Source organism: Paraburkholderia sp. DD10 (assembly GCF_049177125.1).
GTDB classification, from domain to species: Bacteria; Pseudomonadota; Gammaproteobacteria; order Burkholderiales; family Burkholderiaceae; genus Paraburkholderia; species Paraburkholderia terricola.
On the sequence record NZ_CP185392.1, the window covers coordinates 2,682,609 to 2,701,728 of the forward strand.

A 19,120-nucleotide genomic window follows, 5' to 3' on the forward strand; every position below is an offset into this window, starting at 1 on the left:
GCGGCCCGACGGTTCGCGAGCGCGGTCTCGATGCCGCCCGCGCCCGCCGACGCCGCCAGCGTTTTAGATCTTTTCGAACACCACGTCCTGCGCGCCTTCCCACAACACCTTGGTGCCGAGTTCGCGCAGCTTGTCCTTACCCTCGACGATGGTCAGAAAGTGATTGCCCGCGAGTTGCCCCATCTTGCTCGCGAAGCAGCACGATCCGTACGCAATCAAAATCTCGGTTTCGCTGAAGCCGCCCGGATAAAACAGAATGTCACCAACCGACGGATGGCTCGTGTGATTCTCGAAGCCGACCGCGGCGCCGTCGTTCTCGAGCTTGAAGTCGCCGAGCGGCACCCAGCAGCCTTCGCCGCTCCAGCGCACGTGAATGATCTTCTGACGGTACGGCAGCAGCTTCAGAAAGGCGGCCACGGTTTGCGGCGCGTCGGGATGCGTTTCGGCGATAAACACATAACCGCAGGAAGTGATTCGGAGTCGGGGCATCGCTAGATATCCGGGTGTGGCGGCGTGGCCGTGGAACGGAATGATCGGAAAGACGCCCGTTGGAACCTGCCGCGCCCGCGTGCCATGCGCTTTGGGGCAAGCCCGCTATTCTGTCGTCCGATGCAAGGCTTCGACAGATACAGTTCCCGTCCATGCCGTCAGGCCAGTTGCACCAGGCAGCAAGGCCACGCGCGAAAGACGGCCGTAACCCCGGCACGGCACGGCCATGCCAGGTCCGGCCGCGGCACTGTCACGAAAGTTCGTAGTTTGCAAGCCGCGCAATGCGCAGCACACTGTGCAACGTACGTGGTTCCCAGCAAGGCGGCGCGTTGCACTTTGCGCGCTTTGCGCCTTGCTGGCAAAACATAGCCGGCCACCAGCCGCAGCGCCTGCGGTGGGGTCGTGCGGCCGAGCAGCGTCGCCGGCCCTGGAAAAAGACATTGGCGGGGTCCATGTCCCGCACCCACCGGCGGCTCGCCGCTCAGACATCGCCGCCGGGCAACCGGCCACTTCCAGCCGCGCAATCCGTACTTCAGCCGCGCAGCCGGTAGGCAAGCGGCGTCACGCCGTAGCCACGCTTGAACTGCACGGAGAAATGACTGGCACTCTCGAAACCAACTGCAATCGCAATCTGCAGCACCGTCTGCCCGGTGGCGCGCAAAAGCCTCGCTGCTTGCTCGAGCCTCAAGCGCGTGACGAACTGATGGGGCGTTTCCCCGGTCTCGCGGCGAAACACGCGCGCAAAATGAAAACTGCTTAACCCGGCCTGCGCGGCCAGTTCGCTGATCGCCAGATCGGCGGCCAGATTCGCGCGGATATAGTCGGTCACGCGGCGGATGCGGCGCGGCACCAGCCTGTCGGGCCGCTGTGCAGGCATGGCACCCCGCGCTTGCCGGCCGCGCGAGTAATGCTGCAGAAGATGCGCGGCGAGCGCGTGAACCAGCGCGTCCACATAGAGACGCGAGTCGGCCGGATCGGCCGCGGCGCGGTGCAACGCGTCGATCATCGCGGCGACCAGCGGATCCTTGAACTGCATCGCGTCGCCAAGCGACAGCTCGCGCGAGCCGTCGAGTTCCATCTGATCGGCGACGCTGTCGATCAGGCCACGCTCGATATGCAAATGGACGGTCGACAGCGGCTCATCGCTGGTCGACCGCCAGCGCCACGAGATCGGCGCGGGCGGCACGAACCACACGTCGCCCACGCGCAGCTCGGCGCTCTCCCAGCGCCCGTTCAGGTTGCGCTCGAGATGTTCGGCGCCGCTGCCGAGCGTCATCAGCGTGAGGTCCTGCAAGCCGGGCGCCTCCAGCAGTTCCTGCTCGACCGGTTCGAGATAGGAGCGCAGTACCAGGTGCCGCCACGGGCGCTCCACGCTCGACACCAGTTTCTGGCCCGCCATGTAGCGGTCGTAGGCGAGCGTCGTTGTCAGCTTCGGAATTCGTGCCATCACGTCGTCCATTACGAGGGAGGTGCCGTATGCAGATGAGAAAACCTGTCACAGCCGCATTGCCGGCCTGCTGTCAGCGCAAGATCCCAAAAATGATAGCAAGGAACCGGCTACCGTAATTTTTGGAAATAGCTAATCATTCAGCTTGTCTTCCTTCATGCGTTCTGAACGCCGGAGCTACCGTTTCATGGAACACGAATGCGATACGCTGCCGCACTGGCTGACCGGCTCGCCGCAAGGCGAAGCCGGGCAGGCATCGGCGGCATACAACTCGGCGCTGACCGCGCAACCGGCTTACCCGGCCGGCACGCGGCCACGCGAGAAATCGGCCCACGCGGCTGAAGCATCCAGAACACCCAACCGCACCGCAGGCATGGCGCCCGCGGGTTTTCTGACGCTCTTCACCGAAGAGGAGATCGGCACGCCGTCGCTCGCTCCCTCGCCCGCCGCGCGGCGGGCGCCGGTCATCAGTCCGCTGGTGCGTTTCGGCAGCGCGCAGGACCGCATCGAGTTCGTGCGGCGGCGCATCAAGCAGCTCGGCTTCGAGTCGTTCAGCTATTCGGCCACGCGCACCACCGCGCATCACAAGACGATGTTCGTGCTGACCAGCTACGAGTCGCAGGCATGGCTCACGCGTTATTTCCGCGAGCGTTATTTCGAGCTCGACCCGCGCGTGGCGCTCGCCTCCCCGACCGGCATGCCGCTTCTGTGGAGCACGGCCGACATGCGTGCCGACCTGCCGCGCGCGCAACTGCGCAGCGAGCGGCTCGGCGGCCTGATCGACATGCTGGAGGCGAACGGGCGCAAGAGCGGGATCCTCACGCAGATGCCGCTGCCCGAGCCGGAACTGAGCGCAAGCCTGTGCTTCAACTCGGAAATCGGCAATCCGCGCTGGATGACCGAATCGATCGTTGCCGAAACATTGATGTTCGCGCACACGATTCACGAATTCATCTGGACGCACGCGAGGAGCGTGATCGGCATCGCGCCGGCGCAGCCGCCGCGCGTCGCGCTGAGCGACTTGCAGCATGCGGTGCTGAAGGCGGTCGTACAGGGCCAGCGCGACAAGGAAATCGCCTATTTCCTCGGCTTGTCGCCGCATAACGTCGACTACCATCTGCGGCGTTTGCGGCAACTGTTCAAGGTGCGCAACCGCGTGCAGTTGATCAACGTCGCGCAGGCCTACGTGTCATAGCCGATGGACGTGACGCGAAGTGACGCGAAGTGACGTGACGGCAAGCGCCGTCACGTCCGCCCGCTCCCACGTCAACTCTTGAGCCGATAACCGGTCTTGAAGATCCACGCGACGATCGCCAGAAACACCGCCAGAAACAGCGCGGTCATGCCGAGACTCACCTCGACGTTCACATCGGCGAGTCCATAGAAGCTCCAGCGAAATCCGCTCACCAGATAAACGATCGGATTGAGCAACGTCACGGCGCGCCAGAACGGCGGCAGCATATTGACCGCATAGAAACTGCCGCCGAGAAACGTGAGCGGCGTGATGATCAGCAGCGGCACGAGTTGCAGCTTCTCGAAGCTGTCCGCCCAGATGCCGATGATGAAGCCGAGCAGACTGAACGTGACCGCGGTGAGCACCAGGAAGAGGATCATCCAGAACGGGTGCTGCACTTGCAGCGGCACGAACAGACCCGCGGTAGCGAGAATGATCAGCCCGAGCAGAATCGACTTGGTGGCCGCCGCGCCCACGTAGCTCACGACGATCTCCAGATACGAGACCGGCGCCGACAACAACTCGTAGATCGTGCCGGTAAAGCGCGGAAAGTAAATCCCGAACGACGCGTTCGAAATGCTTTGCGACAGCAGCGACAACATGATCAAGCCCGGCACGATGAACGCGCCGTAGCTGATGCCGTCCACTTCCTTGATGCGCGAGCCGATCGCCGCGCCGAACACGACGAAGTAAAGCGACGTGGAAATCACCGGCGCGATGATGCTCTGCATCAGCGTGCGCCAGGTGCGCGCCATTTCGAACTTGTAGATCGCGCGAATTGCATGAATGTTCATTGATTACCCCGGAGCAGACTGACGAAGATGTCTTCGAGCGAGCTTTGCGTCGTATGCAGGTCCTTGAAGCGGATGCGGGCGTCGTCGAGCGCCTTGAGCAGCGCGATGATGTCGGTGCGCCCGCCATCGCCCTCGTAGGTGTAGATCAGCTCGTTGCCGCCCTTCGCGACATCGAGCCCGTAGCCGGCCAGCGCGGGCGGCAACTCGTGGAGCGGACTCTCGAGTTGCAGCGTGAGCTGCTTCTTGCCGAGCTTGCGCATCAACTCCGTCTTTTCCTCGACCAGCATGATCTCGCCCGCGTTGATCACGCCGATGCGGTCGGCCATCTCCTCCGCTTCGTCGATGTAGTGCGTGGTGAGGATGATCGTCACGCCGCTCGCGGCGAGCGAGCGCACCAGCTTCCACATATCGCGCCGCAACTCCACGTCCACGCCGGCGGTGGGTTCGTCGAGGAACAGCACGCGCGGTTCGTGCGAGAGCGCCTTGGCGATCAGCACGCGGCGCTTCATGCCGCCCGACAGCGTGATGATCTTGCTATCGCGCTTTTCCCACAGCGACAGGTCGCGCAACACCTTCTCGATGTGAGCGGGGTTTTTCGGCTTGCCGAACAGGCCGCGGCTGAACGAGACGGTGGCCCAGACGGTTTCGAACGAGTCGGTGGTGAGTTCCTGCGGCACGAGGCCGATCAGCGAACGCGCGCCGCGATAGTCCGCCGCGATGTCGCGGCCGTCCACCGTCACGCGGCCTTCGCTCGCATTCACGATGCCGCAGATGATGCTGATGAGCGTGGTTTTGCCCGCGCCGTTCGGCCCGAGCAAGGCGAAAATTTCCCCTCGGTTGATGGCCAGATTGATGTTCTTCAGTGCATGAAAACCGCTGGCATAGGTTTTCGACAGATTGGTGACCGAGACGATTGGCTGCATGGATTCGATGATGGCAGACACCGTAATTTGATTGGAAACAGCGTCGCGAGCGCGCGACCGCACCCGCAATGTAATGGAAAGTGGCAAAGCGTGCAGCGCGACGTCGCGGCGCGCCCGAAAAGCGCTCTCTGGTGCCGGAACACGTCGCCGCCACGCGCCTGCCCACAGCGGTTCAATGGCTTCCGAAGCACCGTTTCGGGAACGCGCCATGCTCGATTCAAGACACGCTGCCGCGCAGCCCCGGATTCGATTCGAACCCGCGCAAGCGGCGCGTGCGGGGCCGCGCCGCCGCGTTGTCCGCGACGCACCGTTCGGTCCGGGGCACATCGCTTGCGGCAGTTCGTCCATGCGAGCGACATGCGCTTGCGTGGCATCAATCCGACTCCATGGAGGTGAACCATGAAACACATGACCAGGACAATCCTTGCTTCAGCGCTCGTGATGGCGCTGTCGGGCGGCGTGTATGCACAGGCCGGCGGCGGTGCGGGCGGGACCGGCAGCGGCGGCACCGGCGTGGGCGCGGGCGGCGGCACGACGGGCGGAGCGGGCGGCACCGCGACACCTGGCGTCGGCCCCGGCACGATGAAGAGCCCGAGCGATTCGGGCTATGGCTCGCCGGGCGTGACCGGCACCGGCGGCGGCATGGGCACCGGCACCGGCGCCACGCCCAACAGCCTGCCGACGGACCGTTCGAACAGCGGCATGCACAAAGGCATGAAGAACGGTACGCGCAGCGGCACCAGCGACGACATGAATCGCGGGACGAGCGGCGCGACGCAAGGCAGCCAGTAACCGCAAGCGACGCTCTATCGAGCCGATCCCGTGCAACCGGGGCGGCGGCGCCTAAAACGGGCGTCGCCGCCCTCTTTCGTCGAGGCGCAAACGAACGGTCGGCGCCGGCAACCGCGACGGGTTTTCCCTTTCAACGCCCTTGTGGTTTTTTCAAGCACTACGCGTGAGACGCATCACGGTTCCGCGCACACGAAACTGGCGGCGAGATTCACGTTGCCCTTGCCGGCGTAGCGCGGAAACAGCGGATAGCGGCACAACGGACGCGAGCGTCCATTGGTGGCCGCGGCGATGTCGGTCGCCGTCAAGGTTTCGGGCGCCGCGCCGCGCGTGACCCAATTGTCGAGCGCGCCCAACAGATCCACCGAGGGAATGAACGCGCCGCCGCCGTGCTGAAAACCCGGCACCATGTAGAGCCGCATGAACCCGTTGACCTGGTCGATGCCGAAGCGCTCGACCAATGCGTCGTAGTAGGCAATCGTCTGATTGGGGCTGATGACTTCGTCGGCGAGGCCTTGCAGCGTGATGAGCTTGCCGCCGCGCGCAATGTAGCGGGCGAGGTCGTGGTTCATCGAACCGATGGTCTGCGACAAGGCGACCAGTTGCTGGCGATATTTGCCCGGAGCTTGCGGATCGAACCTGAGTGAATCGAAGCCCGCGTCCCGCGCGACGAAATAGCGGACGTAGCCGTCGCCTTGCGCGAACAGGTAGCCGTTGGCGAGGAACGTCGGCACCGGCAAACGCGCCGCCTGATGTCCGAGCCCGAGCGTGCCGTTCAAACGCGTGCCCTGAAAAATGTTGTAGCCGCGATAGCCGGTCACGTCCCACGCCAGCCGGTACGGCAGCGAAAGGCCGTCGCGCATCACGAGCAAGGTGGCGAGTTGCGCGTCCGTGAGGCATTCGTCGGTCGCCGGCGCGCGGCCCGCGCAGCGCAACGACGCGATGATCTCCGCTTCGTGCGCGCGGCAAGCGGCGACGTCGCTGACGATGGCGTCCGCCGCGCCGTCGAGCCGGTCGCAAGCCGCGATCGTTCGTTGATACACGCGTTCGAGCAGCAACGGTGGAACGAAGCCGCCCGGCGTCGCGTATTCCGCATGGCCGAGCTTCACGCCGAGCAGCCGCACGCCGGAAAAATTGAGCGCGGGTGAATTGGCGATCACCCCGTCGTAGTCGTCGGGAAAGCGCTGCATGACCGTGTAGCCTTCGCGTCCGCCGGTCGAGCCGCCCGCGAAGTACATGCGCTGCGGCGGCTGACCGTACGCGCGCGCGATCAATGCGACCGCCACGTCGTGCGTTTTCTTCAGGTGTGCGTAGCCGAAGTTCGTCACGGCTTCGTCGACGAGGCCGAACACCGCGAGCGACGAATCGCCGACGTGCCCCGAGTCATCGCCGAACGTCGCATAGCCTTGCGCGAGCGGCGCGCGATCCGGCGAAAACGGCATCACGCCGGTGCCGCTCACCACTACGCCGTTGTAGCCGCCGCCGCCGATTTGCAGCGCGCGGCCGTTCCAGCGGCGCGGCAGATTCAGATCGAAACGGATATCGGGCGTGTCGGCCTTCAGCGCCTTGATGCGGCCGGTGATGCGGCAAAATTCGCCGCCTTGCTGATTGCCGGGCGCGGTGGCGCCGACCATCACCGCGCTCTCGATCAGCGCGCCGGCGGTCGGCAACGCGATCAGTTCAGCCGGCAGCACCGCGCCCGCGAATCCGGCGCAACGCAGCGCGAGCGGCGCTTCCGTCGGCGCGGCCAGCGCGGGCCCCACGCCCAGGCTCAAGCTCAAGCTCAAGCCCAGGCCCAGGCCCAGGCTCAGCCACGACAGCGCGCCGACGGCCCAGCGGGCCGTGCGCGAATCCCGCCTACCGCGCGCACCGCGCCGACACGCCCTCATCCGCAACCCGCGCCGCTCGCGACCGCGCGCGCATGCTGCCCTTTCCAGCCGCTCCAGCCACGCGCGATCATCAGGAGTGCGCCGATCGCGACCAGATCGCCGCCGAGTCCGATCAGCACGCCGCGAAAACCGTGCAACGCATGCGGCGTGGCCGTATCGACGATCAACGACACCAGCGTGCCCATGACGAAACACACGAGCCCGGTGCGGCCGACCGCCACCACGGCGGGCAGCCGCCGTGCGAGCCGCGCGATGCTGCCCATGCGCACGAACTGCGCGGCAAGCCAGGCAATGACGATGAAGTTGATCACGCGGTAGATGGAGAGGTTCTGTTTAAAGGCGCCGGGCAGCGGTTGCGTCAGCACGAAGAGTTGGATGATAGCGAACGCCAGCACCGCGATCACCGCGACGCGCGTGAACCAGCGCGCGGTGCCGCCTGCGTGAAAGCGCTCGCTGATCGGCTGCACGCGGCACAGGATTCCGAGTACGAACACCAACTGCCACGCAAACGGATTAAAAGCCCACTCGGCCATGTCGTCAATGGCGAAGAGCGCGGCGAGCGGCCGTGCGAGCGCCCAGATCGCCGCGCTCAAGGCCAGCGCCAGGAGCGCGGAGCGGCGCGCGAGCGGCACCGCGAACGGCACGCAGAGCGCGTAGAGCATATACATGGGCAACACGCTCGACAGATACGGCTGACGCCGCAGCAACGCGATATCGAACGCTTCGCGCAGCGGCTGGGCCGCGAACGGCTGCCAATGGGTGAGCTCGACCATCGGTTGATTCAGGCGCAGCAGCGCGAGCACCGCGCCGGAGAGCAGCGTCAATACCGCCGTCAACAGATAGGCGCGATAGATTTCCCAGCAGCGTTTGACGAAGCGCATTCTCGCCGCGCTCTCGCCACGACCCGCGAGCACCGCCGTATACGCCGCCGCCGATGCATAGCCGCCGAGAAACACGAACACTTCGGCGGAGTCGCACAACGCGTAGGCGTGCAACATCAGATGCGACAGCGTGCTGCCGGGAATGTGATCCAGCACGATCACGAGCAGGACGATGCCGCGGAAGAAATCCACTTCGATCGAACGTCCCGTTCGGGGACTTCCTTCGGGGCGCCCGTGGCGTGTTTCCATTCGGGTTCTCGCTGGATCGCGCGCGCATGCGGCGCGCGGTGAGAGCCGCACATGTCGCTCGCTGTTTGTCATACGAAGCGACCAGAATAGAACGTTTCCGCCGGCGCCGTGCAGCGTCGCGGCGCTCGCTGACAACTCGCCTGACACATCGAACCGCGTGGCGGCGAGTTGAAATTCAACTGTCGGCGTGCGGTAAGAGTGGGGCTTCACGCACCCGGTTTGCGGAAAGATTTGCGGCTTTCGACGTTCAAAACGCCAATGCCGCCGCTAATAGCCGCAAAAAAAAATCCCTGAACCGCCTATGCGATTTTTTTCGCTTTTTTTCATCGTAGGATGAATTCACGCACGCCCGTCGGACATCGCGCAGTGCGAGCGATGCCACCCTTCGACGGCGGCCACTCATGTGGACCGGACACGCTGCCGCTGATCCGCGATCAGCCGGCTCGCCGAGCGTCATTGCGACGCCTTCTATTCGCCGCCGCTGACTTTGCCGTCACCGATGCGCGCCGGTCCTTCCACTACCGCCCTGAAGCGCAGCGCCGCGCGCGCCGCCTTCGCTCTGGAAGAAGACCACATGAACAACAGAATTGCCGGCTTCGACGGACTGCGCGCAATCGCGGTCCTGATGGTATTTTTTCAGCACCGCCTGTTCGGCGACATCGGCGAGATCGGCCATCTCGGCGTATGGATCTTCTTTGCGCTGAGCGGTTTTCTGATCATCGGCATCCTCTCCGCACAGCGCGCGCGCATCGAGAAAAACGCCAGCCGGTTCGGCGCCGAGCTCAAGCGTTTCCTGTTCCGCCGCACGCTGCGCATCTTTCCGATTTACTACCTGATGCTGATCGTGATGTGCGTGCTAATGGCGTTCGGCATCGCGAGTCCCGAACTGGCGAGCGGCATGCCGTTTCACTTCGCGTATCTGTCGAACTTCTGGATCGGCTCCGTGCTGCATTACTGGCCGGGGCGTTACTCGCACTTGTGGAGTCTCGCGATCGAGGAGCAGTTCTATCTCGTGTTCGCGCCGCTATTGCTGCTGCTCGCGGCGCGGCGGCATCGCGCGGTGTGCCTCGCGATCGTCGCGGCCGGACTGGTGTCGCTCTTCGCGATGCGCGCGGCGCACTGGCAGGAAATCACGATCTACACGCACCCGTTGACCAATTTCTGGCTGCTGGCGCTGGGCGGCATCGGCGGCTTGATGATCGCGGGCAACGCGAGCCGCTTGCGCGCCTGGCTCGGTCACGGCGCGACGCTGTTCGTGTTGAGTCTGTGCCTCGTGGGTTTTTGCGCGACCGAACCGGCGTGGAGCGAGTTCGACAGTTCATTCGCCTTCACCGCCGTGAGCGCGTTATACGGCCTCTGCATTGCCGCGCTGGTCTGTTCGATTGCGTGCTGCCGCAACGCGGTGGTGATCGGCTTGCTCGAAACCGGCTGGCTGGTGAGCTTCGGGCGTGTCAGCTACGGTTTTTATCTTTATCACAACCTGATTCCCGACCTGACCCGCAACCATCATGCGGTGGCGTTCTTCGGCGGCGCGGTGCCGATGTGGGCGCATGTCGCGGGCATCATCGCGTCGTTTGCGATTTCGCTGGCGATAGCGCTGCTGTCGTGGCGGCTGATCGAAGAGCCGATCCTTCGCCTGAAGACGCGGCGTGCGCCGGCTGACGCGACAAATCCCGCTGCGGCGCAAGCACCTATCGCGCGCGCGGCTCGCAATGAGCCCACGTTGAGGGAGGACGGCGCCGCTTCGGACGCCGTTTGATAAAACCGCCTATGCGGCGAGGGTGGCACAGGCGTTGCTGACGAATGAGGGCATCACATCAACCGGAGATTCGTCATGGCAAACATGCCCAATCCCCCGAACGAACAGGAGCAGAAGCCTGATGAAGACCCCGGCGGCCCGCCCACCGAGGTCTCCAAGCCCGTTGGCGACGCATTTCCCACGCCAGTCGAGCCGGGCCTCGATCAGCCGTTGCCGGAAAAAGGCGAAACCCCGCCGCACGACGACGAGGCCAAACACAACCCGTTAGGCGAAACCGAAACGCCGCCGGGCGTGCCGCCGCCCGGCCCTTCCGACTTCGCGTGAGTGAGACCCGCGCGCTACAAAATCCGCTTCAGGCGGCGGCCGGCTCGTGGACGATCTTGAGCGAGTTCTTGTGTTCCCGGATCAACCGATAGACCGTTTCTCCGGGCACCGTTTCCTGTTCGAGCAATTCGTCCGCGATGGCCCGCAGCACCGGTTCGTAAGCGTGCAGCAGACCGTAGCAGAGTTCGTTCAACTCCTTGAGCAGCACGTTCGCGTGCTCGATGGCGCTCTTCATCTGCAGACCCGCGTACTGCGAGGGCAGCGCCGCGAGGCTGAACAGGTCGCCGTCGCTGTTGAAACCGAATTTCGACACCATGTCGAGGCTGATGCGCGACGCCTCCTGCAAATCCGACGCGGCGCCGCTCGATGCCTCGGAGAAGGTGAGGATCTCGGCATTGCGCCCGCCGAGCAACACCTGGATTTCGTTGCGAATCTCGGTCTCGCGGTACAGATGCTTGTCCTGCGCCTTGGTGATGAGCGCCACGCCCAATGCGCCGCCGCGCGGCAGAATCGTGACCTCTTCCAGCACGCCGGTGCCGAGCAGCGCCGCGACGAGACCGTGCCCTGCTTCGTGCACGGCGATGCGCGTGCGTTCATCCTCGCTCAGTGCGCGCTCGGCGCCGCTCACGTCGCCGATGCGCGCGATCTTGATCGCTTCCATGAAGTGCTTCGAGGCGATCTCCGTGTCGCCGGCCTTGCGCGCGACGAGCCCCGCCTGATTCACCACCATCGCGACCGTCGCCGGAGACAGACCCGTGGTGAGGCGAGCGAGTTGATCGTAGTCGATGTCGGCGGATTTCGACTTCAGCTTTTCCGCGTAGAAGCGGAAGATCTTCGCGCGGTCCTCGCGGTCGGGCAAACGAACCTGCACGGTGCGATCGAAACGGCCCGGCCGGCGCAATGCTTCATCCAGATTGTCGGGGTGGTTGGTCGCCGCGACGATGATGACGCCTTCGTTCGAAGCAAAGCCGTCCATTTCCGCGAGCAGCTGATTGATGATGCGATTGCTCTCGGCCTCCACCGGACCGCCGCCGGTATCCGTGCGCTTGGCGAGACCGTCGGCCTCGTCGATGAAGATCACCGTGGGCGCGTTCTTGCGCGCGAGTTCGAACAGATTCTTGACCTTCTGAATGCCGACGCCGTAGTACTTCGCGCTGAAGTAGCTGCCCGTGATCGAGATGAAGCTCGCGCCGCACTCGCCCGCGAGCGCCTGCGCGAGCCGCGTCTTGCCGACGCCCGGACCGCCCACCATCAGAATGCCGCACGGCGCGCGCACGCCCATCGACGTGAATTGCTTCGGGTCCGACAAATAGCCGCGAATATCCGCGAGCGCGGCCTTCGCTTCGCCCGCGCCGATCACGTCGTCGAAACGCAGCGTGGGCGCCTTGCTGAGCAACTGCGCGCCGCCTCGCATCTCGCGGCGCATGAACCACACCATGCCGCCGATCAGCAGCAGCGGCAGCAGCACGCTGATCGCGTCGCGGGTCTGCTCGAATACGCGAATCCAGGTGGCGCCGCCGGTGCGGATATCCGCATCGGGAAGCCAGACGAGTTGATACGGCGCGGCCTCGCCGGACTTGGGTTCGTCGAGCAGCAGCGCATGCGAGAACGCCGCATTGTTATCGGTGACGAAGTACTTCGAGCCGTCGCGCCTCGACACCAGGATCGCGTTCGGACTCACGCCGATCGCCGCGACGTTGGCGCCGCGCACATCACGCATCATTTGCGACGCGTCTTTCTCTTCGCGCGTCCACGCCGACGGATCGTGGCGCATGTCCTGTGCGACGCCGGTCAGCGCCGGTGCGGCTTGCGCGTTGCGCTGCTGGTGATGCCAGAAGCTGAATGCGAGCAACGCGGCGATGAGCGCCGCACCTACCGCAATCGCGAGTTTGCGTGCGCGTCTTTTCCCAAGCGAGTTCTTTCCCGGCTTCATGAGTCACTTCCAAAAACGGGCTCAAAGCGAGCCCCAATACTTGTAAAAGTCAGAGGAGTAGAGATGTGTGGGGATCGACTGCTGCGACACCCTGCAGCCTGAAGAGCGCCCCAGGCCTGCGCGCTTTTAGCGGCACTCATGCAGGTGAGTATGCCGTGGCGCCGCTCTTTCCAAATCACGGAAAAAGCCCATTTCCACCGTCTATCCGGGGATTTGCGCCCGCCGGAATTTTTAGGGAACGAGCGATCGGTTGAAATACGAGATACGCTGCTCCGGGCACAGTTTAGCAGCCCTCTATTCGCTGTGTACTTTGGATACCTACAATTAGCCGCGCCCTATTTAAAAGCGGTCAGATTTACGGCACATAGACTCGATTGGAGTCGATTGGGATCGAGGAAAACGGCTGCTTGGCCGCGCTCGCGAAGCCGCTTTATTCGAAGGCGTGCGTTCGACGCCCGCACCAATGAGCGACGGGCCTCTTCGGGCCCGTTCGCATCATCGCCGCTTCTCTCCCAGGCTCTTCGTTTTTATTTTCGATGCAGGCCGGCATCGATCTGGTCTCGCGCTGTCAATCTGCTGTTCAACCTTCGCGTCCACGGTTCGCGACCGGCGCTTCGTTGCCCAGTCTCGTCAGAAGTCTGGTGAGACGTTGCCGCTGGCTGCCAATCAGCTCATGCGTCTCTTCGAGCGCGCGGATGCGCTTTTCCCAGTAGTCCTGGCCGAGCGGATGCGTCACGCCGGCGCCGCCCTCGCGCGACAGGTACTCGACCATGTTCTCCAGATGCTCCAACTGTATGTCCGCCAGGCTCGCCGGATACCGCCCGCCCGGTTGCCGCTTCGTGCCGTTCATCGTTCCATGCCCCGGTGAGTTGCCAGATTGGCCGAGCGTGGACCTCGCCCCCGCGCCGCGGCGAACCAACGCTCTGTGAGCGCGCAGTTGCGATTTCACGTGACCGGGCAGTGGATTTCGGCCGCGCCGTCGGCGAAAACGATCTGCATCTAATCGTGTGACATTAACGTAGGTTTTTTGTTAGGCTTTACCATCCGTCTCAAATTCCGGCGACGGCAGCCGAAATACGGCCCGCCGCCGCATCCCCCGCTTGCCGCATCGGACCCATGAACCAGCGCACCTTGCCGCCACATCTGGCCGCGGCCGCCACGGCCGATTCGCGCTCCATCGTCTCGGTGAACCGTTTCAGCACGCACGAACTCGCGCCCGGCGAGCAATTTCTGGCCTGGCGCCAGCGCGTGGGCCATGTGGTCGACGCCCCGCCGTCGAAAGAGCAGATCGCCGGGGGATTTCGCGGTGAAATCGATTTGTATGCGGTCGGCGGCATCGTGTTTACCGACTGCCGCACCGACCCGATGCTGCTCGAACGCTCGGTGGCCCGCGTCTCCACCGACGCGCGGCGCGATTACGTCTTCCAGCTCTTTCTCGAAGGAGAAATCGGCCACGTCAAGGGCATGCACAGGAAGCGCAGTGCGCCGGGCTCCGTGCAAGGCATCGTCGCGTTCGATCTGAACCAGCCGTTTCGCGTCGAACGCCCCCGGTGCCGCCTGCTGAGCGTGTTCGTACCGGCCGCGATGATCCACCAGGAATTGCGCGACGGCGCGGCGCTTCACGGCCGCATCGTTCAGCAAGGCTCGCCGCTCGCCGGCCTCGCGCTGGATCATCTGGCCGCGCTTGCCAGGGAAATCCCCAGGCTCGACGCGGGTAGCGCGAGCGAGGCCCTGCACGCCGGCGCGCAGTTGCTGACCGCCGTGTTTCGCCAGGAGGCGCGCCTGACGGGCGCGGACCGCGCCGCGCTACAGGCGGCGTTGATGGGCCGCGTGCGCCGCTACGTCGAAGCCAATCTGCACGACGGCGAACTCACGCCCACACGTGTGGTTCAGGCGTTGCAACTGAAACGCGCGACGATCTATCGCTGGTTCGAGCACGAGGGCGGACTCGGCGCCTATATCCGCAATCGCCGGCTGCGGGAAGCCGCGGACGAACTGGTTCGCTTCCCGCAGTTGCAGGTGGCGGAAATCGCCTATGGGTTGGGTTTTCACAGCGCGTCCGACTTTACGCGCGCGTTCCGGCGCGCCTTCGACATGAGTCCGCAGGACATGCGCGGGCGCGCACTCGCCCTGCAAGCAGGCACCCCGGCGTAGCAATCAGAGCGGCGGCCGGGGCACGGCGCAGGCGGTGCGCGCCTGCGGCGCCGCGCTCTCGGGGAACTGCTTCAGCGCGGCCAGCGCGAGTGCCGTCGCGCCCATCAGATACCACGCCGGAATCATCGGATCGCCCGTCAGATTGATGAGCCACGTCACGAGGAACGGCAAAAATCCGCCGAACAGCACGACGCCGAAGCTGTAGATCACCGACACGCCGCTAGCGCGCCGATGCGCGGGAAACGCCTCCATCATCAGCACCGAACTCGCGCCCGCGTTGTTGACCGCCAGCGCGACGTAGGCCGTGATGATGACCAGCGCGGCGAGATCGCTCACGCCGTGAGTCAGCGCCCAGAACACCGGCCAGGCCGCGATGAGCGACGCCGCCAGCGACACGTATTGCAGCGTCTTGCGGCTCGCGAGCCGGTCGGCCGCGCGTGCGACGAGCGGTGTCGCCACGAGAATCGCGACGCCCGACAGGCACGCCGTCAGCAGGCTGACCACCGGCGGCCGATGCAGCGTGCGAACGAGGTAGGCCGGCATATAGAACACGGTGAGGTAGATGCTCACCGAGGGCGCCGCCATCATCAGAATTCCGCAGACGAGCGGGCGCGTGTGCTCGGCGAACATGCGCCGCGGATTCAGCCGTGCGCGGCGCGGCGGCGCGCCGGCCGGCATGCGGCGGCGCAAATACCAGCCCACCGGACCGATCAGCCCGCCCAGCACGAACGGAATGCGCCATCCCCAGTCGTGCATGGCGGCGGGCGACAGCAGCGCGGTGGTGCCGGCGCCGACCAGCGCGGCGGCGAAGGCGGCCGCCCCCTGGCTGGCCCCGCGCCAGCTCGCCATGAAGCAGCGGCGCCCACGGCCCGCCGACTCCATCAGCGAGGCCGACGCCGGGCCGATCTCGCCGCCCGCCGCGAGCCCCTGCATCAGGCGCGCGAGCACCATCAGCACGCTCGCGGCGGGGCCGATCGACGCATAGCCGGGCAGGCACGCGATCAGCCATGTGCCGAGCGTCATCAGCGCGAGCGAGACGGTGAGGCCGGCCTTGCGGCCGTGGCTGTCGGCAATGTGACCGATCATCAGCGCGCCGAGCGGGCGCATCACGAAGCCCGCGCCGAAGGTGGCGAGCGAGAGCAGCAGCGACGAGCCGGGATCGTCCGACGGAAAGAACAGATTGCCGATGATGACGGCCGAAAAGCTGTAGACGGTGAAGTCGTAGGCGACGAAGCCGTTGCCGATCACGATCGCCGTGACGATACGTCGAAGTTCGGCGCGGGACGGCGTAGCCGTGTTTCCGGCGGCAGTGTGCATGAGGGGCGCTTGAAGCGTCTGTCGAAGGGTTCGGGAAGATGACGGAAGAGACCCGGCTTCCGTGCCGGCCTCTCCGCATTAACGGTCTTGAAACACGCGACTTTAGCCGCCCTTGGATCGGCCCGATCCGCAGGCGAAAAACTCGCGCTGCTACACTGCGCACCATCGCAATTCTTCGCCGAGCCCGCTCCAACCCATGCTTCGATTCGACAACCTCAGCAAGCGCTATGGCGATCGCATCCTCTTCGAAGGACTGCGCTACGACAGCACGTCCGGCTGCGTGGCCCTCGACGACGAATCGGGCAGCGGCAAATCCACCTTGCTCGGCATTATCGCCGGCACGATCGAGCCCGACGCGGGCGAAGTCTGGATCGGCGGGCATTCGCTGCGCACCGCGCCGGCCGCGGCGAAATCGTTGCTGACGTATGTGCCGGAAGACTGCATGACGTACCCCGATCAAACCGGTCGCGCGTATCTGAACGCGGTGGCTTCGGCGAGAAACGCGGCGGTCGGCGGCGATATCCTGGCGCTGGCCGAGCGCTTCGGTCTCACGCCGCATCTCGACAAACGCTTCGAACAGATGTCGTTCGGCACGAGAAAAAAGATGTTCCTCACGGCAGCCGCGCTCGGCGAGACCAGGGTGCTCATCGCGGACGAACCGGTCGGCGGGCTCGACGCCGCCGCGCGCGCCGCGCTGGTCGATCTGTTCAGGATGCTCGCCCGAACGCGCACGGTGTTTTTCTCGAGCTACGACGCGGTGTTCACCCAGGCTTGCGAAGCGAGGAGCGTCGATTTCGCGGGGCTTGGCCAGCGCGGTTAGAAAGCCGGGCCGCCTTCGCGCGCCGTCCCGACATCGACCGTCCTGGCCCCCCGCCACTACCCGAGGTTCTTCAACACCAGCCGCGCTTCCAGCCCGCCGCCCGGACGATTGTGCAAGGTCAGCGTCGCATCCATCGCCAGCGCGAGTTGGCGGGCAATCGCAAGGCCGAGCCCGGTGCCGCCCGTGTGCCGGTTACGCGACCCTTCGAGCCGGTAGAACGGTTCGAACACCGCCTCCAGCGATTCAGCCGGTATGCCCGGCCCGCGGTCGAGCACCGACACGGTGACCTGCCCGTTCCCCGCCGCGGCCAGCCCGATCTCGGCCGCGCCGCCGAACTTCAGCGCGTTGTCGACCAGGTTGCCGACGATCCGGCGCAGCGCCTGCGGCCGCGTGACCAGCGCGGTCGAAATGCGGCCGTTCAGCGACACGTCCTGCCCCGCGTCGACGTAATCGCACACGAGGCTGTCGAACAGCGCGTCGGGGTCGATCCGGCAAGGCACCTCGGTCGCGCCGTGCAGCGTGCGCGCGTAGGTCACGCCCTCCTTCACCAGCGTTTCCATCTCCTGCAAATCCTGCTGCAGTCTCGCGCCCTCTGCGCTGTTGTCCATCACGTCGACCCGCAAACGCATGCGCGTGATCGGCGTTTGCAGATCGTGCGAGATCGCCGCGAGAATCTGCATGCGTTCGGTCATGTAGGTCGCCACGCGGTCCTGCATCGCATTGAACGCCCTTGCCGCGCGCGCCACTTCGTCCGGTCCGTTCTCCGGCAGGCGCTCCGCTTTCAGGTCGGGGCCCAGCGTATCGGCCGCCCGCGCCAGCCGTTCGAGCGGACGCGTGGCGAGCCGCACCGCCAGCCAGCAGCACGCGGCGAGCACCGCCAGTTGCAGCGCCAGCACCAGCGGCAGCCAGCGCGACAAAGGCGCGCCGGACATCGGGTGCATGTCGATGGTGAGCGGCGCGCCGTCGCTCAGCTTCAGGTGCACCTGCAGATGCTCGGCCTCGCCGGGCACGGCGTTGGCCGTCAACGCATAGCGCTTGCCGATGCCTTCGGCGATCGATTCCGCCGCGCGCGCCGACAGCCGCGCATCGGGCGGGCCGCCGCCCACGCCCGGCTCGAGCATGAAGCTGTAACTGCGCCGCGCGAGCCGCGGCAACCAGGCGTCGCGCTCGGCGGGCGGCAAATGATCGAGCAGCGCGACCGAACTGGCGACCTCGCGTTCGATATAGCCCATCATCACATTGGTCATGGTCTGATCGCGCTCGGTCATGGTCAACCAGAACGACAGCGTCTGCGCGAGCGCGAGGCCGACGAACAGGATCAGCGCGAGCCTCGCGAACAGGCTGCGCGGCCAGCGCAACAGCGAACGCGCGTTCATTGCGGGCCTTCGATATGCGTCACGGCGGCGCTGAACACATAGCCTTCGCTGCGCAGCGTCTTGATGTAGCGCGGCTCGCGCGCCACGTCCCGCAAACGCTGACGCAGCCGGCTCACCAGCAGGTCGATGGAGCGGTCGAAGGCATCGGCCTGGCGGCCTTGCGTGAGATTGAGCAGCTGATCGCGCGTGAGCACGCGCTGCGGATGATCGAGGAACACGCGCAGCAGACGGTACTCCGCGCCGCTCAACGCGACCATCGTGTTCTCGGCGTCGAGCAGATGGCGCGCGGTGGTGTCGAGCCGCCAGTCGCCGAAAGCGAGCATCTGCGCCGATTCCGTGACCTCCATGCCGGGCGGCAGCATGCGCGCGCGGCGCAGCACCGCGCGAATCCGCGCCAGCAGTTCGCGCACGGCGAAGGGCTTGGGCAGATAGTCGTCCGCGCCCATTTCGAGCCCGACGATACGGTCCGCCTCCTCGTTGCGCGCCGTGAGCATCAGCACCGGCACCGCGCGGAACTTGCCCGCGCGCAGTTCGCGGCACAGCACGAGGCCATCCTCGCCTGGCATCATGAGGTCGAGCACGATCAGATCGGGCGCGCCGTGCTCCAGCACGGCGCGCATCTGCCGGCCGTTGGCGGCCAGCGAAACGCGCATGCCGTTCTTCTCCAGATAGCCCGCGAGCAGTTCGCGGATGCCGCGATCGTCGTCGACGATCAGCACGTGGTCGGTGGTTTCCATCGACA

17 protein-coding genes are annotated in these 19,120 nt (G+C 65.4%); 6 read left to right on the forward strand and 11 right to left on the reverse strand.

Translation table 11 applies throughout. The features are described from left to right. Window positions 1-63: 63 nt before the first annotated feature. The gene (locus tag ACOCG7_RS12220; protein ID WP_073428514.1) at window positions 64-489 is read right to left on the reverse strand and encodes a DUF3830 family protein; all 426 of its coding nucleotides are present in this window, start codon (window positions 487-489) and stop codon (window positions 64-66) included. A 532-nt stretch (window positions 490-1,021) separates the two neighbouring features. Beyond that, on the reverse strand, window positions 1,022-1,936 hold the full coding sequence (locus ACOCG7_RS12225; protein WP_114164704.1) for a helix-turn-helix domain-containing protein: 915 nt from the start codon (window positions 1,934-1,936) through the stop codon (window positions 1,022-1,024). A gap of 187 nt (window positions 1,937-2,123) precedes the next feature. On the opposite strand from ACOCG7_RS12225, the gene ACOCG7_RS12230 reads away from it, so the two are divergent. Further along, window positions 2,124-3,131, forward strand: a complete 1,008-nt coding sequence (locus ACOCG7_RS12230) for a helix-turn-helix transcriptional regulator (RefSeq protein ID WP_083081331.1) — start codon at window positions 2,124-2,126, stop codon at window positions 3,129-3,131. 71 nt (window positions 3,132-3,202) lie between these two features. Here ACOCG7_RS12230 and ACOCG7_RS12235 read toward each other — a convergent pair whose 3' ends face one another. Together ACOCG7_RS12235 and ACOCG7_RS12240 are read right to left on the reverse strand one after the other, a co-directional pair. Then, window positions 3,203-3,964 (reverse strand): ABC transporter permease, encoded by a 762-nt coding sequence (locus ACOCG7_RS12235; protein WP_073428516.1) that lies wholly within the window; start codon window positions 3,962-3,964, stop codon window positions 3,203-3,205. Next, a complete protein-coding gene (locus ACOCG7_RS12240; protein WP_114164240.1) occupies window positions 3,961-4,887 on the reverse strand; it encodes an ABC transporter ATP-binding protein in 927 nt (308 codons plus the stop codon). Before ACOCG7_RS12240 ends, ACOCG7_RS12235 begins: the two co-directional genes overlap by 4 nt. A gap of 399 nt (window positions 4,888-5,286) precedes the next feature. On the opposite strand from ACOCG7_RS12240, the gene ACOCG7_RS12245 reads away from it, so the two are divergent. Beyond that, the gene (locus tag ACOCG7_RS12245) at window positions 5,287-5,679 is read left to right on the forward strand and encodes a hypothetical protein (protein WP_073428518.1); all 393 of its coding nucleotides are present in this window, start codon (window positions 5,287-5,289) and stop codon (window positions 5,677-5,679) included. Between the two features lie 173 nt (window positions 5,680-5,852). Here the strand turns inward: ACOCG7_RS12245 and ACOCG7_RS12250 are convergent, their stop codons facing one another. Further along, window positions 5,853-7,565, reverse strand: a complete 1,713-nt coding sequence (locus ACOCG7_RS12250) for a tannase/feruloyl esterase family alpha/beta hydrolase (protein WP_421375631.1) — start codon at window positions 7,563-7,565, stop codon at window positions 5,853-5,855. Further along, on the reverse strand, window positions 7,562-8,695 hold the full coding sequence (locus tag ACOCG7_RS12255; RefSeq protein WP_154875235.1) for an OpgC domain-containing protein: 1,134 nt from the start codon (window positions 8,693-8,695) through the stop codon (window positions 7,562-7,564). The genes ACOCG7_RS12250 and ACOCG7_RS12255 overlap by 4 nt, the downstream gene beginning before the upstream one ends. Before the next feature lie 574 nt (window positions 8,696-9,269). On the opposite strand from ACOCG7_RS12255, the gene ACOCG7_RS12260 reads away from it, so the two are divergent. Together ACOCG7_RS12260 and ACOCG7_RS12265 are read left to right on the forward strand one after the other, a co-directional pair. Then, window positions 9,270-10,454, forward strand: a complete 1,185-nt coding sequence (locus tag ACOCG7_RS12260) for an acyltransferase family protein (protein ID WP_073428651.1) — start codon at window positions 9,270-9,272, stop codon at window positions 10,452-10,454. Between the two features lie 75 nt (window positions 10,455-10,529). After that, entirely contained in the window at window positions 10,530-10,778 is a 249-nt protein-coding gene (locus tag ACOCG7_RS12265) for a hypothetical protein (protein WP_073428521.1), read from the forward strand. 28 nt (window positions 10,779-10,806) lie between these two features. Here ACOCG7_RS12265 and ACOCG7_RS12270 read toward each other — a convergent pair whose 3' ends face one another. Together ACOCG7_RS12270 and ACOCG7_RS12275 are read right to left on the reverse strand one after the other, a co-directional pair. After that, window positions 10,807-12,711 carry an ATP-dependent metallopeptidase FtsH/Yme1/Tma family protein gene (locus tag ACOCG7_RS12270; protein ID WP_073428522.1) on the reverse strand — a complete coding sequence of 635 codons (1,905 nt, stop codon included), beginning with the start codon at window positions 12,709-12,711 and terminating at the stop codon, window positions 10,807-10,809. 580 nt (window positions 12,712-13,291) lie between these two features. Beyond that, window positions 13,292-13,561, reverse strand: a complete 270-nt coding sequence (locus tag ACOCG7_RS12275) for a hypothetical protein (RefSeq protein WP_073428523.1) — start codon at window positions 13,559-13,561, stop codon at window positions 13,292-13,294. A gap of 266 nt (window positions 13,562-13,827) precedes the next feature. Between ACOCG7_RS12275 and ACOCG7_RS12280 the strand changes: the two genes are divergently transcribed. Next, window positions 13,828-14,865 carry a helix-turn-helix transcriptional regulator gene (locus ACOCG7_RS12280; RefSeq protein ID WP_073428524.1) on the forward strand — a complete coding sequence of 346 codons (1,038 nt, stop codon included), beginning with the start codon at window positions 13,828-13,830 and terminating at the stop codon, window positions 14,863-14,865. A gap of 3 nt (window positions 14,866-14,868) precedes the next feature. Here the strand turns inward: ACOCG7_RS12280 and ACOCG7_RS12285 are convergent, their stop codons facing one another. Beyond that, window positions 14,869-16,182, reverse strand: coding sequence for an MFS transporter (locus ACOCG7_RS12285; RefSeq protein WP_421375635.1), 1,314 nt, complete (start codon window positions 16,180-16,182; stop codon window positions 14,869-14,871). Window positions 16,183-16,378: 196 nt separating this feature from the next. Here ACOCG7_RS12285 and ACOCG7_RS12290 point away from each other — a divergent pair, with 196 nt between their 5' ends. Then, window positions 16,379-17,002 (forward strand): ABC transporter ATP-binding protein, encoded by a 624-nt coding sequence (locus tag ACOCG7_RS12290; protein WP_073428652.1) that lies wholly within the window; start codon window positions 16,379-16,381, stop codon window positions 17,000-17,002. Between the two features lie 56 nt (window positions 17,003-17,058). Here ACOCG7_RS12290 and ACOCG7_RS12295 read toward each other — a convergent pair whose 3' ends face one another. Together ACOCG7_RS12295 and ACOCG7_RS12300 are read right to left on the reverse strand one after the other, a co-directional pair. Next, the gene (locus ACOCG7_RS12295; RefSeq protein ID WP_073428526.1) at window positions 17,059-18,378 is read right to left on the reverse strand and encodes a sensor histidine kinase; all 1,320 of its coding nucleotides are present in this window, start codon (window positions 18,376-18,378) and stop codon (window positions 17,059-17,061) included. Next, on the reverse strand, window positions 18,375-19,115 hold the full coding sequence (locus ACOCG7_RS12300) for a response regulator (RefSeq protein ID WP_073428527.1): 741 nt from the start codon (window positions 19,113-19,115) through the stop codon (window positions 18,375-18,377). Before ACOCG7_RS12300 ends, ACOCG7_RS12295 begins: the two co-directional genes overlap by 4 nt. Window positions 19,116-19,120: the final 5 nt, after the last annotated feature.

What these genes read in the sequence shown, in the direction of transcription:
- ACOCG7_RS12220 (WP_073428514.1), bottom strand. Translation starts at nt 489, where the DNA reads ATGCCCCGACTCCGAATCACTTCCTGCGGTTATGTGTTTATCGCCGAA.
- ACOCG7_RS12225 (WP_114164704.1), bottom strand. Translation starts at nt 1,936, where the DNA reads ATGGCACGAATTCCGAAGCTGACAACGACGCTCGCCTACGACCGCTAC.
- ACOCG7_RS12230 (WP_083081331.1), top strand. Translation starts at nt 2,124, where the DNA reads ATGGAACACGAATGCGATACGCTGCCGCACTGGCTGACCGGCTCGCCG.
- ACOCG7_RS12235 (WP_073428516.1), bottom strand. Translation starts at nt 3,964, where the DNA reads ATGAACATTCATGCAATTCGCGCGATCTACAAGTTCGAAATGGCGCGC.
- ACOCG7_RS12240 (WP_114164240.1), bottom strand. Translation starts at nt 4,887, where the DNA reads ATGCAGCCAATCGTCTCGGTCACCAATCTGTCGAAAACCTATGCCAGC.
- ACOCG7_RS12245 (WP_073428518.1), top strand. Translation starts at nt 5,287, where the DNA reads ATGAAACACATGACCAGGACAATCCTTGCTTCAGCGCTCGTGATGGCG.
- ACOCG7_RS12250 (WP_421375631.1), bottom strand. Translation starts at nt 7,565, where the DNA reads ATGAGGGCGTGTCGGCGCGGTGCGCGCGGTAGGCGGGATTCGCGCACG.
- ACOCG7_RS12255 (WP_154875235.1), bottom strand. Translation starts at nt 8,695, where the DNA reads ATGGAAACACGCCACGGGCGCCCCGAAGGAAGTCCCCGAACGGGACGT.
- ACOCG7_RS12260 (WP_073428651.1), top strand. Translation starts at nt 9,270, where the DNA reads ATGAACAACAGAATTGCCGGCTTCGACGGACTGCGCGCAATCGCGGTC.
- ACOCG7_RS12265 (WP_073428521.1), top strand. Translation starts at nt 10,530, where the DNA reads ATGGCAAACATGCCCAATCCCCCGAACGAACAGGAGCAGAAGCCTGAT.
- ACOCG7_RS12270 (WP_073428522.1), bottom strand. Translation starts at nt 12,711, where the DNA reads ATGAAGCCGGGAAAGAACTCGCTTGGGAAAAGACGCGCACGCAAACTC.
- ACOCG7_RS12275 (WP_073428523.1), bottom strand. Translation starts at nt 13,561, where the DNA reads ATGAACGGCACGAAGCGGCAACCGGGCGGGCGGTATCCGGCGAGCCTG.
- ACOCG7_RS12280 (WP_073428524.1), top strand. Translation starts at nt 13,828, where the DNA reads ATGAACCAGCGCACCTTGCCGCCACATCTGGCCGCGGCCGCCACGGCC.
- ACOCG7_RS12285 (WP_421375635.1), bottom strand. Translation starts at nt 16,182, where the DNA reads ATGCACACTGCCGCCGGAAACACGGCTACGCCGTCCCGCGCCGAACTT.
- ACOCG7_RS12290 (WP_073428652.1), top strand. Translation starts at nt 16,379, where the DNA reads ATGCTTCGATTCGACAACCTCAGCAAGCGCTATGGCGATCGCATCCTC.
- ACOCG7_RS12295 (WP_073428526.1), bottom strand. Translation starts at nt 18,378, where the DNA reads ATGAACGCGCGTTCGCTGTTGCGCTGGCCGCGCAGCCTGTTCGCGAGG.
- ACOCG7_RS12300 (WP_073428527.1), bottom strand. Translation starts at nt 19,115, where the DNA reads ATGGAAACCACCGACCACGTGCTGATCGTCGACGACGATCGCGGCATC.